The sequence below is a fragment of the Candidatus Planktophila dulcis genome (assembly GCF_002288225.1).
GTDB classification, from domain to species: domain Bacteria; phylum Actinomycetota; class Actinomycetes; order Nanopelagicales; family Nanopelagicaceae; genus Planktophila; species Planktophila dulcis.
Map to the genome: position 1 here is coordinate 105,119 of NZ_CP016777.1, position 13,347 is coordinate 118,465.

Sequence of the window (13,347 nt, forward strand, 5' to 3'; positions counted from 1 at the left end):
GCGAGAGGTGGTCACGATGTTCCTTACTAAGCGTCGCGTTATTGACTACTGCCGCATCACAAGCACCAGCTGCTGATCTTTCCTTTTTTCTCATCCCTGTAACACAATTTTTTAAAACCCAAAAAACTAACAAAGGATAAAAATGTCAATTTCAAGAAAGTTAATCGCAGGAGCAGCAGTTGCTGGTCTCCTTTCGACGGTCGGAATCGTTCCTGCCGAAGCACGTCCAAAGAATCAGGCTCGCGCAGTTGCACAACCAGATTGGCTTGAGCAGAACATCGATAACCCTAAGGTTCGCATCATTGAAGTAAGCACTGAACCTGGTATCTATGAGCGCGGACATATCAAGAACTCAATCAAGTTTGTGTGGCACACAGATCTTGTTGACACAGTCAACCGCGACATCATCAGCCAGGCTAACTTCACAGCACTTGCCCAGAAGGCTGGCATCAGCGATGACACAACAGTTGTTCTCTACGGAGATAAGAACAACTGGTTTGCTGCATGGGGCGCATGGATCTTTAACATCTACGGTCAGAAGGATGTTCGCATTCTTGATGGTGGACGTGTGAAGTGGGAGAAGGATGGTCGTGCTCTCACAACAGCAGTTCCAACATTTAAGGCTGGTAACTTCAATGCAAATCCAGCTGATAAGAATCTTCGCGCAAACATCATCAAGGATGTAATCCCAGCAGCAAAGAAGACAAAGGTTGCAGCACTTGTTGATATCCGTTCAGCTGATGAATTCAGTGGAAAGATCTTTGCACCTGCTGGTTTCCAGGAGCTTGCAGTGCGCGCAGGACATATCCCAGGAGCGGTCAATATTTCTTGGGGACAGAATGTCAATGCAGATGGAACCTTTAAGACTGTTGCAGAGTTGAAGAAGCTCTATGCAGATAAGGGCATCACCGGAACAGATCAGATCATTACCTACTGCCGTATTGGTGAGCGTTCATCTCTCACATGGTTCGTGCTCAGTGAAATCCTCGGATTCCAGAAGGTAAAGAACTACGACGGTTCATGGACTGAGTACGGAAACACAATCGGTGCACCGATTAGTAATCCTTCAGGCACAATCTGGGGAGCAGCGTAATTTCCACCCTTCCAACACAGAGCAGCAACCTCGGAGATCCCGGGGTTGCTGCTTCTGCGTGGACGGCTAAAGAGAAGGTTCGCACTGCAATCTCCTTTGCAGTGATTGCCGCACTTCTTCTCCTTGCATTTATTCTCTCTTCAAATATATCTAATTCAACAGCGCCAATCTCACTTCTTATCGGTATGAGCCTTGGCTTATTGCTTGAGCGTGGTCGCTTCTGTTTCTTCTGCATCTTCCGTGATGGCATTGAAGATAAGAACACCACACCATTTCTCTCAGTATTGGTTGCGATTGCAACAGGATCTATTGGTTACGCACTCATCTTTGGTCAATTCCTTCCTGATACCAGCACCGATCGACTTCCACCGGTGGCACATATCGGACCGGTGAGCTGGGTCTTAGTAGTTGCAGCCTTTGCCTTTGGAATCGGAATGTCCTTATCTGGAGCCTGCATTAGCGGTCATCTCTATCGTCTTGGTCAGGGATACCTTCGGGCAATTCCCGCACTCATTGGAACATTGATTGGTTTTGTTCTTGCATTCTTATCCTGGAACTGGCTCTATCTCAACGCTATCTCTGATGCACCAACTATCTGGTTGCCACATTACGTTGGTTACTCAGGTGCTCTACTCATCACCTTATCTGCGCTCCTTCTCCTTGCCTTTATTGCAATTCGTAGAGGCACCAACTCAGATCCGATTCGCAAGGTGAGCGCTGCACCTCTCTCGCTCTCAGGAACTCTGAAAAATCTGATCACAGAGCGATGGAGCCCTATTGCGACAGGTGCTATCGCTGGAGTTCTAGGAACCATTGCTTACCTTCGCGTTGAACCACTCGGTGTGACACGTCAGCTCAGCACTACTGCTCGAACATTTATGGATTCCAACAAGATTGGACCTGAATCTCTTGTTGGCCTCGATCGCATGGCTGGATGTGTTGCAGTTGTTGCCGAGGCAATTACCAATAATGGCTGGCTTGTTATTGGAATTATTGGAACCTCATTTGCCGCTGCCCTTGCTGGGGGACGCTTTAAATTCTCTCGCCTGACTCCTACAAATTCAGCCACAGCACTGATTGGTGGAATCTTGCTCGGTTGGGGCTCGATGACATCCCTTGGTTGCACAATTGGTGTTCTTCTCTCTGGAACACAAGCATTTGCACTCTCTGGTTGGGTCTTCTTCGCCTTTGTATTCCTCGGTAGCTTTGTTGGAATCAAATTGAAATTTCACACAACAGGCTGAGCCTGAACAACCCCCACACCGCTCCTCTTAGCTTCATACATCGCAGCATCTGCACGTTCTAGTAGCTCTCCAGCTCCATCATTATGAACATGGCCGATGCTCACACCGATCTTTATTGAATGGCCTTCAAAGAGAAATGGATAACTACAGGTTGCTTGCAGCGCATAGGCAGCCTCCAAAGTCTCTTCATAACTTCCGTTTATCAGGACTCCGAATTCATCTCCACCAAGTCGGGCAAGGACAGAACCTGTGGGAAGTGAACGGGTGAAACGTTGGGCAACTTGTTGCAGAACAACATTGCCAATTTCATGGCCGTAGGTGTCATTGACTGGTTTGAATGCATCGAGATCAAGTAGTAGTAGCGCACCTTCTGTCTTTGAAAAGGTTGCGAGCTCTGCAATCAATCTGCGTCTATTGGGAAGACCTGTAATGTCATCGGTGCGGGCAAGTACTTTCTCTTCACCTAAATTCTTTGCTTGACGAATAACGATACTCATTCTAAAGAATGCCATAAACAGCGTTGCAACTGCAGGGGCCACGATGTAGATGGGAAAGATTCCAGGGCGCAGGGCGATGAGCGCTAACAAAGTGGGGCTAATGAAAATGGAGAGTGCAAGAAATGCAGGATGGATTCCCACATCGTATTCACTTTTACTTTGTGGCAACCAGAATGATGATGCAATCAGAACTATTCCAATCAACCATCCATCATCGGTGAGTTGGCCAAATGTGTAGGTTCCATTGACTGTGAGCCAGAGATAGAGAAGATCTGACATTGAAAAGAGTGCAATACCGAGAAAGAGAATGGCTGCCCGCATCTGAAGTCTGTGTGTGACAAGTGCAATGGAGGCGATAATCAGAAGGAGTAGGTCGCAGATGGGAAAGAGCAGTGAGAAGAATTGGTCCTGCAGATTAATCAGTGATTGCGGAAAGACGCGATTAAGAAAGAGCGCTGTGGCGATGGAAGAGATTCCAAGGCCGAAGATCGCTGCATCCAGAAGTTCAAGCGGGTTGAGCTTTCGACCTCGCGCTAGTGATCGTGGAATGGCAATAAGAGCCAAGGGATAGAAGAGGGTGTAACTGAGCTGGGCCAAGAGCCCTGCACTTTGAGGAAGAGAGTAGAAATCGCTATAGCTATTGAGTATTGAACCAAAGCCCCAGAAAGTAATTGCAAGACAAGCTGAAGCAAGTGCAACAGGATCATTGCTCAGTGGTGATTGTGCTATTGCTGCAATCGCGCAGATCCAGATTGCGTTATAGAGAAAGAGGTCCAGAAGTATGGAGCGCTCTGTGAAAATAGATTTAAAGGCGATATGAGAGAGCAAGAGCCATAGTGGCGCCCATCGAAGTACTCGGTACACCTGTCACATTAAATAAGTAAGGCTCCCACCTATAAATAGGGGAAGCCTTACTTTCGGGGCGTTGAAAAAACTCTTATACGTTAGAAGCCCTTAGCGCAGAGGAGATTTGCTGAAGCCTTCGCATCTGCTGCATTGGTCTTGAGCTGTCCTGGAGCGCCCAGAAGTAGCGCCTTCTTCGCTTCAAGGTCCTTTACCTGTGCAGAAAGTTTTGTCTTAGAAGCGCTCAATACAAGAACTGCATTGGCAAGCTTTGAGATTGCACCAGCAAGCTTCTGCTTATCTGCAGCATTTGTGGATGCATTCATCGTTGCCTGGAATTGGATTACTTGAGTACGCGCTTTGTCATAGGCGGCTGTGGTGCTGGCAAGGGCTGCTGCTGCTGCGGTGTATTCAGCATCAAGTGCTGCAGTCTGATCAGAGACATTGGCAAGATCTGCTTGAGCCTTTACCGCTGCTTGGAACTGTCCTACTGCAGTGAGGCACTCAGCTGAGAGCCATGTGAGCTTTGAATTCTTCACCAATGGGTTCTTTGCACACTTGTACTTATACCCAGCAACTGTCGTTGTTGCATTGACCTTCTTGCAGGCTGTGCCGTTGCTGATCTTTGCAGCAGCTGATGCTGGAACTGCAGAGATACCGCTTGCGACAATCACGGCAGAAAGTAGAGTGATAGATACCTTGCGAAACATAAAGTCCTCCATTAGATATGTTGCTATGGTATCGAGCCAATATTGAATTTTGAGCGTAACTCGGCGGTAGGACTATGGAATTTCATGTGAATTAGCACTGTCTTGCATCCTGTATGATTAAGCCATCGAAGCATCCCGCATCGATGTACTTCCCCCCAAAGTGCGCCACATGGCCACTTACTTGCGAGTCTTATCAAGACCCTGATGGCGCTGGTTTTTTAGCCAGTTTGAGACCATCTAACCGAGACGCGCTTGTCGTCTCGATTGGTGTTGAATTTTCTATGTCTCTACAATCCCGTACTGCTGCGCCCGGAAAAGCTCGTCGCGCTGCCAAAGGTAAACCCCGCCACACAACTGCCGAGAAGGCTGCCCGTAAGGCAGTCGTTGCAAAGCCAGCTGCTCGTGGAACTGCAAAGCGAAGCGCTCCTGTGAAGGAAGCAGCATCTACTGCAGCACGCACAACAGCTAAGACCACACGTTATTCAGATCGCGAGACTGGTACTAAGAAAGAAGTACGTCTTGCAGATCGTTCCAAGCTACGCGCACAGCGTTTTCAAGAGCGCACAGCATCAAAGTCTAAGAACGTCGAGGGTGCCATAAAGGGCAACCCAAAGCAGTCTCGTGAAGAGCGCACCTTCGAAAAGCCAAAGAGAGCCTTTAAGCCAGCTGGTGCAAAGCCTGTTGTGGGCCGTACAGCACCTGAGAGAACTGCAAAGCCACAATCACGTGCTGCAAAGTTCATTGCAGATCGCACAGAACGTTCAGAGCGTCCATTTCGTCCAGAGCGTTTAGAGCGTCCAGCAAAATCTGATGTTCGTCCAACAACTCGTCGCGAAGCGGTGAAGGCAAAGGTTGCTCACTCAGATGACGGCCGTCCAAACTTTGTTCCACAAAAGCGTGAAAAATATAATCCAGCAGCACCACAGTCAGCTGCGCAGCGTCGTGGAGATTCTCCTCGCACACCTGCAAAGCCACCACGCGATCGCCGCAATGATTCACGTGGTGAATCACCAGCATATGCACGCGATGATTTCCGCGCATCAAAGACTCATAACAAGGCAGCTGTCGATTTCGGCGCTGATGATAATTACATTTCAGTAAACCTTGCCGATGCAAACCTTGTTGAAGCAACACCGCTCACTGAGGTAACAACATCATTCCGCGATCTCGGTATTGCACCGGCGCTCGCAAATGCACTCAATGCTCAAGGCATTACGCATCCATTCCCAATCCAGATTGCAACACTTCCCGATGCTCTTGCAGGTCATGACATCTTGGGCCGTGGACAGACTGGTTCAGGAAAGACTCTGGCATTCAGCCTTGCACTTCTTACAAATATTTCAGATAAGACAGCGCGCCCTCACAAGCCACTGGCACTTATCTTGACCCCTACACGTGAACTCGCGCAGCAGATTGACGAAGTTCTTCGTCCATTAGCACGCGCTGTTGGCCATGAATCAGTAGTTATCGCAGGCGGAATGCCATATGCAAAGCAAATCACTGCAATGCGTAAGGCGACTGCAATCTTGGTTGCAACTCCTGGTCGCTTAATTGACCTTCTCAATAAGAATGAAGTTCAGCTCGATCAACTTCAGATCACTGTTCTTGATGAAGCAGATCAGATGGCAGATATGGGATTTCTTCCAGTAGTGAAGGAAATTCTTGATCAGGCTCGTCTTGATGGACAGCGTCTTCTCTTCTCAGCAACTCTCGATCGCGGTGTTGATTCACTCGTTCGTCAGTACCTCAAGAACCCAAAGACTCACTCATTGCAGAATGACCGTGCTTCTGTTTCAACTATGGAGCACCACGTTCTTCAGATGCACCCTGGCGATAAAGATGACATCACATCACAGATTGCAGCTCGTAATGGAAAGACAATTCTCTTCGTAAAGACTCAGCGCGGTGCAGATCGTCTTGCTGACAAGCTTGCTAACGCTGGTGTTCCAGTGGGTGCGTTGCACGGTGGAAAGTCACAGGCAGTTCGTACTCGCACACTTGCACTCTTTAAGGAGCAAGATAATTCAGCTCTCGTTGCAACAGATGTTGCAGCACGCGGAATCCACGTTGATGGAATCTCACTTGTTGTTCACGTTGATCTTCCACAAGATCACAAGGATTACTTGCACCGTTCAGGTCGCACAGCTCGCGCTGGCGAATCAGGAACTGTTGTTACCTTGTCATCATCAAAGAATCAGCGTGCAGTATCTGGTCTTCTCGGTCGTGCAGGTGTGACACCGAAGTTCCACGATGTGCGCCCTCTCGATGAGAAGCTCATGGTTATCACTGGTGCTCAAGAGCCATCAGGTGTTCCATATATTCCGCCAGTAATGGAGCGAAAGAGCCCAGGTGGTTCACGTTCAGGTGGCGGAGCTCGTCGCGGTGGTTCAGGTTCAGGTAAGTCTGGTGGATACCGTGGTGGCAATAGCCGCCGTGGCCGCTAACTAACGCTGCTTCTTACGAACATTCATTCCGATCTGGCGTACAAATTTTCTTGGAATAGTTGAGATAACTCCCACAAGAAGTTTGTATTGCCAGCCAGGAATGCTCACTGGCTTATTTGCCAGGGCATCTTTCCACGATTGAGCAACTAACTTATCGGCGTTAAGCCACATAAAGTTTGGTAGCCCGCCCATCTTCATTCGCCCTCGCTCGTGAAATTCTGTGCGAGTAAATCCAGGGCAGAGCGCTGAGACTTTTACCCCACTGCTTGCAAGTTCGGTATTCATGGATTCAGAGAGCACAGTCATATATGACTTGGCAGCGCTATATGTGCCACCTGCGATAAAGCTTGCAACGGATGAGTTATTGATAATGATTCCAGATTTGCGCTCTTTCATTCCAGGGATGACGGTGTGCATAAGGCGCATAGGTGTTCGCACCAATACATCAAACATCTGTTGTTCTGCATCCATCTGACTTGCACTAAATGCCTTATTGATTCCAAATCCAGCGTTGTTAATCAACACTTCAATCTCATAGGTGCTGATGTAATCCTCAACTGATCGACAACCTTCATTAGTTGAAAGATCTGCAGGCAATACAAATGTCTGCACGCCATACTTTTCACGAAGCCCCGCTGCGCGTTCATGAAGACGAGCTTCATCGCGCGCAACGAGTGCGACGTTATAACCCTTAGATGCAAGTAAGCGAGTGAAACTTTCACCAATTCCAGCAGTTGCACCTGTAACAAGAGCCCATTGCGCCATTTAAGCCACGATCCCCTTTGGTTCTTCTTCGCGGATATGCCATGAAGATCCGTACTCGGAGATTAAATCAAGGAAGGGCTGTGCTGGGAACCATTCAGGGCCAGATATTCCTGTTGGCTTCCATTCACCACTTGCAATGAGCTCCATTGCAATCAATGGGTTGATAGCTGTCTGCCATACAACTGCTTGATTGCCATAATTCTTCATCGACCATTCGTTATCGACAACGTTATAGATATAGACAGCCTTTGGCTTGCCGTCCTTACCTAAACCTTTAACGAGAGTTCCTGCACAGGTTTTTCCGTGCATTTTGTCACCGATAGTTGCAGGATCTGGAAGTAGGGCTGCAAGAAGTTCGCGAGGTGACACCTCAACTCCTTGCACGGAAACCTTCTCCTTCTTATCAAGTCCCAGTGTGTGAATAGTCTTCAAGGTCTCAATAAATTGAGCGCCAAGTCCATATTTAAAGCGAACTTCCTTCGCCTTGACCTTCATTGGAATCAAGACAGCTTCTTCATGTTCAACGTTGACGCATTCAACTGGTCCAATGCCATCTGGGAAGTCATATGTTTCTAGTTCGCTAAAAGGCTCAGTTGTATACCAACCGCGACCTTCTTCGAAGATCAAGGGTGGATTCAGACACTCTTCAATCGTTGTCCAGATAGAAAACGATGGTGCGAAGTCATAACCATCAACGGTGAGGTTCGAGCCATCCATGACAGCTAAGTAATCAATGCGAGAGAAGAGTTCATCTTCGGCATAACGGGCAAAGACATCGCTCATTCCAGGTTCAATACCCATTCCAACAACAGCGTAGTTACCGTTCTTGTTCCAAGCATCTGCACGAGCAAATTGCTCATCACCTAACTTAACTCCAGGCTTATTCATCGGATCTGTTGGATGCGGCGTCGATAGTGACATCGCCATATCCATGTAATTAACTTTCTCTTCTTCACATGCCAAAAAGATTGGCATAACAAAGCGCGGATCTACCGCGTTCACGACAATATCGGGAGCAGCTTTACGAATGAGAGCGCGAATATCGTTCACATCAGAGGCATCCACCTCCTGCGCAGAAAATCGTGGGTCATTGACCTTTGTTACGGCTGCTTGAGCTCTAGACAGGCTGCGATCTGCAACGACCATTGACGTAATAAATGGTCTACGTGATGCGATATTTGCGATTGCACTGCCAACTCCGCCTGCGCCGATAACGAGCGCTTTCATGGGTGGCCTTTCATTCTTAGTTATACGCGCTTGAAATAAGTGCGTTAAGGCAAGGCTATCTATACCGATAACCTTTGCCAAGTAACTTCGCTATTGAAGTGCCCACGTCCCCGTAGCTCAGTGGATAGAGCAACCGCCTCCTAAGCGGTAGGTCGCAGGTTCAACTCCCGCCGGGGACACTCACCTAGGATTGCATTATGAAATTTCGAATTGCAATTGTTGTGTGCGTCATCACAGCCTTTGCAATTCTTGCAACACAGCCCATATCGAGTCCATTAAAGGGCAATAAAAGTAGAGATGTAGTTATTAATGTCGTTGGCGATATTCATGGCGAGAGCGCCATTGATCGCACTGCAATTCCAGCCTTGAAGCGATATTTTGCAGATGGCAATCTCAATATGTTTAATCTGGAAACCGCAGTCACGAATGAAATGAAGAAAGAAGTGAAGGAATATAACTTCAAGACAGATCTTGAATTTCTTCAATCACTTAAATCTGTGGGATTAAATGTTGCAACCGTTGGCAATAATCACAGTTTTGACTATGGCTCACAAGGCTTCCTCGACACTCTGCAGAACCTGACAAAAGCTGGAATCTCCTATGTTGGTGGTGGGGTCAATAGCGATCTCGCATATCAAGGTCAGATTTATAAGGTGAATGGCTTAAAGATCGGCGTCTTAGGTCTTGCAAAGGTCAATGGTGGACCTGGCTCAATTGCAAAAGTAGATAGAGCTGGAACAACAAATGGTTATGACGCACGTTCCACAGAGCGAGCAATCACAGCCATGAAGAAGGTCAGTGATGTATTGATAATTCTGACCCACTGGGGCGAAGAAGGCTTCTTCTGCCCAAGAGATTATGAACTCTCCAGTGCGAAGAGATGGAGCGCACTAGGTGCTGACATCATTCTGGGAAGCCATACCCATACTCTGCAGCCGATTACTTATGAAGATAACAAGCTTGTGGCCTACTCATTAGGCAATTTCATCTTTTACTCATCAAATATCGAAAATAGAAGTACTGGGATATTGAAAATTCGAATTACTCCCAACAAGGAGATTACCTACACACTTCAGCCAATGCTAATCAATAACCAGACCAAGGTTCCAGAGATAAGTGCCGCTTTTTACACACCCACTATTAATTGCGAAGATCAGGCAAAGACAACGGTGCGATGACCGACGATAAAGATTCGATCTTCTGCATAGAGCTTTACTGCGCGCGCTAGAACACGTCGTTCGATATCGCGACCAAGAGCAATCATTTCCTCTGGTGTTGCTGAGTGATTTACGTGTGCAACATCTTGTTCGATGATTGGACCTTCATCCAAGTCAGCTGTAACAAAGTGGGCAGTTGCGCCAATGATCTTTACGCCACGCTCATGTGCTTGGTGATAAGGCTTTGCACCCTTAAACCCTGGCAAGAATGAGTGATGGATGTTAATTATCTTTCCAGGCATCGCAGCTGTAAATGTGGAAGAAAGAATCTGCATGAAGCGAGCAAGGACAACGAAATCAATCTTGAGTTCTGAAATCTTTGCAAGCATTACTTTCTCTTGCTCAGCCTTATTCTCTTTAGTCACTGGAAGGTAGAGGAATGGAATTCCATGGGATTCAACAAGTGATTTAAGTTCTTCGCGATTTGAAATAACAAGTGGGATTTCAATGGGAAGTTCGCCAAGTTCAAGCAAATACATCAAGTCACGAAGACAGTGGCTCTCTTTTGTAACTAAAACAAGTGCGCGAGGCTTCTGAGCCGTTGGACGAATATGCAGAGCAGGTGAGAATTTACCTAGGCTTTCATTGAGGCTCTTCTGTGCAGCTTCAAGTCCTTGAGTTGTTTCAAAGCGAGTGCGCATTACAAAGGCGTTAGTGGTGGTGTCGGTGAACTGTTGGTTCTCAATGATGTTGCCGCCGCAATTGAGCACGGCAGTAGTCATCGCGTGAACGATGCCTGGCTGATCGGCGCATTGCAGGGAAGCGATGAGATCCATGCGATGAGTTTAAAGGAAACTAGTGGGTAATCGTAAATCGCTGTAAACGCTTAGGAGCCCACCAGTTGCGCTCACCGAAGAGTCGCATCAGAGCAGGCACGAGAAGGGCACGAACGATGGTTGCATCCAGTATTACCGCGAGTGCAACACCAAAGCCCATCGATTTAATCGATGTGACACCACTTGTGATGAAAGCTGCGAATACAACAGCGAGCAAGACTGCAGCCGCAGTAATGATTCGTGCTGAACGCTGAAGGCCAGTTGCAACTGCTTCAACATTGCTCTTACCTGCCAAGTGTTCTTCACGAATACGTGAGAGCAAGAAGAGTTCATAGTCCATCGATAATCCGAAGACAACGACGGCAATCAAAATAACAATGGAGGTATCAAGTGTTCCCGTGAGGGTGAATGAACCCACCAGCCATTGCAGATGTCCATCGATAAATACCCACGTGAGCACACCCATCGTCGCTGCAAGAGAGAGCACGTTGAGCAAGACTGCCTTGATTGGCAAGATGATGGAACCGGTGAAGATAAAAATCAGAACAAAAACGCTGAGTGCAATCCAACCGAGAGCCCATGGAAGTGTGGATGAGATTGCATCTTGAGAATCTGTGTAGTCAGCGGCAACTCCACCAACAAGGGCACCTTGTGGCGCTGGAATATCTCGAATTGTGTGGATCAAGTTCTGAGCTTCGGGAGTTCTGGGCAACATTGCTTGGTATGCAACGAGTCGAACGTCCTTGCCGATTACCTCTGGCGCTGCAACGCCAATTACTCCGGAGACTGCTGCAATCTTCTTGGCATATGTTGCAACTTCACCAGTTATCTCTGCACCATCAAAGATAACTATTTCGATGGGAGTTCCAGTCTGCCCAGGAAATCTCTTATCTTGAAGTGCAGTTGCAATAGCTGCTTTATTGGTAGCGGGCAGCATTCGAGAATCACCTTGCGCGAATTTAATGTTCTGCACTGGGGCAGCAAGAACACCTAGAACTATGAGAGAGACAATTACGACAGCTGCAGGGCGTTTCATCACCATGCGTGCTGTATCAGCCCAACGCCCATCTTCTTTAGGTGTGATTGCAGATTTTCTCACTACACCTTTATCAATTTTCTCACCCATAAGAGCAAGGATTGGTGGAAGTCCAAAAATTGCACCTATGACTGCAATTGCTACTACTGATACTCCTGCATATCCAAATGATTTTAAGAATGGAAGTGGGAAGAAGATGAGCGAAACCATTGTGACGAGGACAGTGAGCCCAGAGTAAAAGACCGTCTTTCCTGCTGTGCCCATTGTGGTCACTACTGCATCTTCAACACTCTTTCCATGGTGGATCTCTTCGCGGAAACGATTGACCATAAGTAAGGCGTAATCGATACCGAGTCCAAGACCCATACCTGTAGTGAGGTTGAGTGCATAGACACTGACATCAGTGAAGAGTGACAAGAGGTAGAGAATAAAGAATGCTCCCAAGATTGCGGCAACACCGACTATGAGTGGCATTGCAGAGGCAGCTAATGCACCAAAGACAAATGCAAGGAGTATGAAAGTCAGTGGAATTGAGATTACTTCAGCTAACTTGAGATCTTTTGAAATCTTCTCTGTGATTGCGTTACCAACAACGCCAACTCCGCCTGCATAGAGAGTCAAGCCATCAATCTTGCCGTCATATTTTTCCTGAAAAATCGCTCCGAGCCTCTGGCTTTGTGGTGTGAATGCTTCGCCTTCACCGTAGATGAGTACGAATGCAGCCTTTCCATCAGAGGATTTCAGTGTTGCCTCACCACCAGAGCTCCAGAATGAAAGAGTCTTGGTGACACCATCTTCTTGCGACATCTTCTTTTCAAGAGCAAGAGATTTCTGTGTAACAACAGAATCTGTGACATCGGTGTTTCCCGCATCAATGACGACGACAACAGCAGGATCTTGAACCTTTAATTCATCGCGCAAGTACTCGTATACCTTGTATGAATCACTCTTTGGGTTTGAGTAACCACCTGAATCAAGTCTGCTGAAGATCAGTGAACCAATCGCCCCTGCCAGCAGAATGCCAATGACAAAGAGTGCTACCGCCATCTTGCGATAGCGGACTAATACATGACCTAGGCGCTCGAACATAGGGTTAAGTATGTAGGATGGTGTAACCGCTATCGAATTGAAAGAACAGGTGTTCCCTCATGAGCGATGTGTTTCCTACAACACCTGATGATGAACGCGACCCTCGTGAAGACCAGAAGGAAGATAAAAAGCGAGAAGAAGAGATTAAGGGCGATAAGCCCCCACACCACGGCTAACTTTTATCAGTTGTAGCTGCAGGTTTTGTAACAGAATCGGTTTTATAGAAACCAGATCCTTTAAAAACAACTCCGACTGCCGAATACACCTTGCGAACTTCACCCTTACATTCAGGGCATTCAGTAAGTGGTGATTCTGAAAATGACTGGAAAGCCTCAAAGGCATGGTCACACGCAACGCATGCATATTGATATGTAGGCAATGTGTGACCTTTCTCTTCTCGGGTATC

General features: G+C 47.4%; 11 protein-coding genes and 1 tRNA gene. 5 read left to right on the forward strand and 7 right to left on the reverse strand.

What is annotated here, in order from left to right; genetic code table 11:
- Positions 1-142: 142 nt before the first annotated feature.
- Together A1sIIA65_RS00520 and A1sIIA65_RS00525 are read left to right on the forward strand one after the other, a co-directional pair.
- Entirely contained in the window at positions 143-1,093 is a 951-nt protein-coding gene (locus A1sIIA65_RS00520; protein WP_095675670.1) for a sulfurtransferase, read from the forward strand.
- A 101-nt stretch (positions 1,094-1,194) separates the two neighbouring features.
- Positions 1,195-2,337, forward strand: a complete 1,143-nt coding sequence (locus A1sIIA65_RS00525; protein ID WP_223298530.1) for a YeeE/YedE family protein — start codon at positions 1,195-1,197, stop codon at positions 2,335-2,337.
- On the opposite strand, the gene A1sIIA65_RS00530 is transcribed toward A1sIIA65_RS00525, so the two are convergent.
- Together A1sIIA65_RS00530 and A1sIIA65_RS00535 are read right to left on the reverse strand one after the other, a co-directional pair.
- Positions 2,322-3,662 carry a GGDEF domain-containing protein gene (locus A1sIIA65_RS00530; protein WP_125932719.1) on the reverse strand — a complete coding sequence of 447 codons (1,341 nt, stop codon included), beginning with the start codon at positions 3,660-3,662 and terminating at the stop codon, positions 2,322-2,324. The genes A1sIIA65_RS00525 and A1sIIA65_RS00530 overlap by 16 nt on opposite strands.
- A gap of 116 nt (positions 3,663-3,778) precedes the next feature.
- Positions 3,779-4,387 carry a hypothetical protein gene (locus A1sIIA65_RS00535; RefSeq protein ID WP_095675673.1) on the reverse strand — a complete coding sequence of 203 codons (609 nt, stop codon included), beginning with the start codon at positions 4,385-4,387 and terminating at the stop codon, positions 3,779-3,781.
- A gap of 281 nt (positions 4,388-4,668) precedes the next feature.
- Here A1sIIA65_RS00535 and A1sIIA65_RS00540 point away from each other — a divergent pair, with 281 nt between their 5' ends.
- The gene (locus tag A1sIIA65_RS00540) at positions 4,669-6,831 is read left to right on the forward strand and encodes a DEAD/DEAH box helicase (protein WP_095675674.1); all 2,163 of its coding nucleotides are present in this window, start codon (positions 4,669-4,671) and stop codon (positions 6,829-6,831) included.
- Here the strand turns inward: A1sIIA65_RS00540 and A1sIIA65_RS00545 are convergent, their stop codons facing one another.
- Together A1sIIA65_RS00545 and A1sIIA65_RS00550 are read right to left on the reverse strand one after the other, a co-directional pair.
- Positions 6,832-7,596, reverse strand: a complete 765-nt coding sequence (locus A1sIIA65_RS00545; RefSeq protein ID WP_095675675.1) for an SDR family NAD(P)-dependent oxidoreductase — start codon at positions 7,594-7,596, stop codon at positions 6,832-6,834.
- Positions 7,597-8,823, reverse strand: coding sequence for a saccharopine dehydrogenase family protein (locus A1sIIA65_RS00550; RefSeq protein ID WP_095675676.1), 1,227 nt, complete (start codon positions 8,821-8,823; stop codon positions 7,597-7,599).
- A gap of 106 nt (positions 8,824-8,929) precedes the next feature.
- Between A1sIIA65_RS00550 and A1sIIA65_RS00555 the strand changes: the two genes are divergently transcribed.
- Both A1sIIA65_RS00555 and A1sIIA65_RS00560 read left to right on the forward strand, forming a co-directional pair.
- Positions 8,930-9,002, forward strand: a tRNA-Arg gene (locus A1sIIA65_RS00555).
- Between the two features lie 18 nt (positions 9,003-9,020).
- Complete coding sequence (locus A1sIIA65_RS00560) at positions 9,021-10,001, forward strand: CapA family protein (protein ID WP_095675677.1); 981 nt, start codon at positions 9,021-9,023, stop codon at positions 9,999-10,001.
- Here A1sIIA65_RS00560 and purU read toward each other — a convergent pair.
- The 3 genes from purU to A1sIIA65_RS00575 form a co-directional block, all read right to left on the reverse strand.
- Entirely contained in the window at positions 9,977-10,816 is an 840-nt protein-coding gene (gene purU, locus A1sIIA65_RS00565) for a formyltetrahydrofolate deformylase (protein ID WP_095675678.1), read from the reverse strand. The genes A1sIIA65_RS00560 and purU overlap by 25 nt on opposite strands.
- Before the next feature lie 19 nt (positions 10,817-10,835).
- Positions 10,836-12,941: an MMPL family transporter gene (locus A1sIIA65_RS00570; protein WP_095675679.1), complete on the reverse strand. Its 2,106-nt coding sequence runs from the start codon at positions 12,939-12,941 to the stop codon at positions 10,836-10,838.
- A gap of 172 nt (positions 12,942-13,113) precedes the next feature.
- The gene (locus A1sIIA65_RS00575; protein ID WP_095675680.1) at positions 13,114-13,320 is read right to left on the reverse strand and encodes an FmdB family zinc ribbon protein; all 207 of its coding nucleotides are present in this window, start codon (positions 13,318-13,320) and stop codon (positions 13,114-13,116) included.
- Positions 13,321-13,347 lie beyond the last annotated feature (27 nt).

What these genes read in the sequence shown, in the direction of transcription:
- A1sIIA65_RS00560 (WP_095675677.1), top strand. Translation starts at nt 9,021, where the DNA reads ATGAAATTTCGAATTGCAATTGTTGTGTGCGTCATCACAGCCTTTGCA.
- A1sIIA65_RS00540 (WP_095675674.1), top strand. Translation starts at nt 4,669, where the DNA reads ATGTCTCTACAATCCCGTACTGCTGCGCCCGGAAAAGCTCGTCGCGCT.
- A1sIIA65_RS00545 (WP_095675675.1), bottom strand. Translation starts at nt 7,596, where the DNA reads ATGGCGCAATGGGCTCTTGTTACAGGTGCAACTGCTGGAATTGGTGAA.
- A1sIIA65_RS00550 (WP_095675676.1), bottom strand. Translation starts at nt 8,823, where the DNA reads ATGAAAGCGCTCGTTATCGGCGCAGGCGGAGTTGGCAGTGCAATCGCA.
- purU (WP_095675678.1), bottom strand. Translation starts at nt 10,816, where the DNA reads ATGGATCTCATCGCTTCCCTGCAATGCGCCGATCAGCCAGGCATCGTT.
- A1sIIA65_RS00570 (WP_095675679.1), bottom strand. Translation starts at nt 12,941, where the DNA reads ATGTTCGAGCGCCTAGGTCATGTATTAGTCCGCTATCGCAAGATGGCG.
- A1sIIA65_RS00535 (WP_095675673.1), bottom strand. Translation starts at nt 4,387, where the DNA reads ATGTTTCGCAAGGTATCTATCACTCTACTTTCTGCCGTGATTGTCGCA.
- A1sIIA65_RS00520 (WP_095675670.1), top strand. Translation starts at nt 143, where the DNA reads ATGTCAATTTCAAGAAAGTTAATCGCAGGAGCAGCAGTTGCTGGTCTC.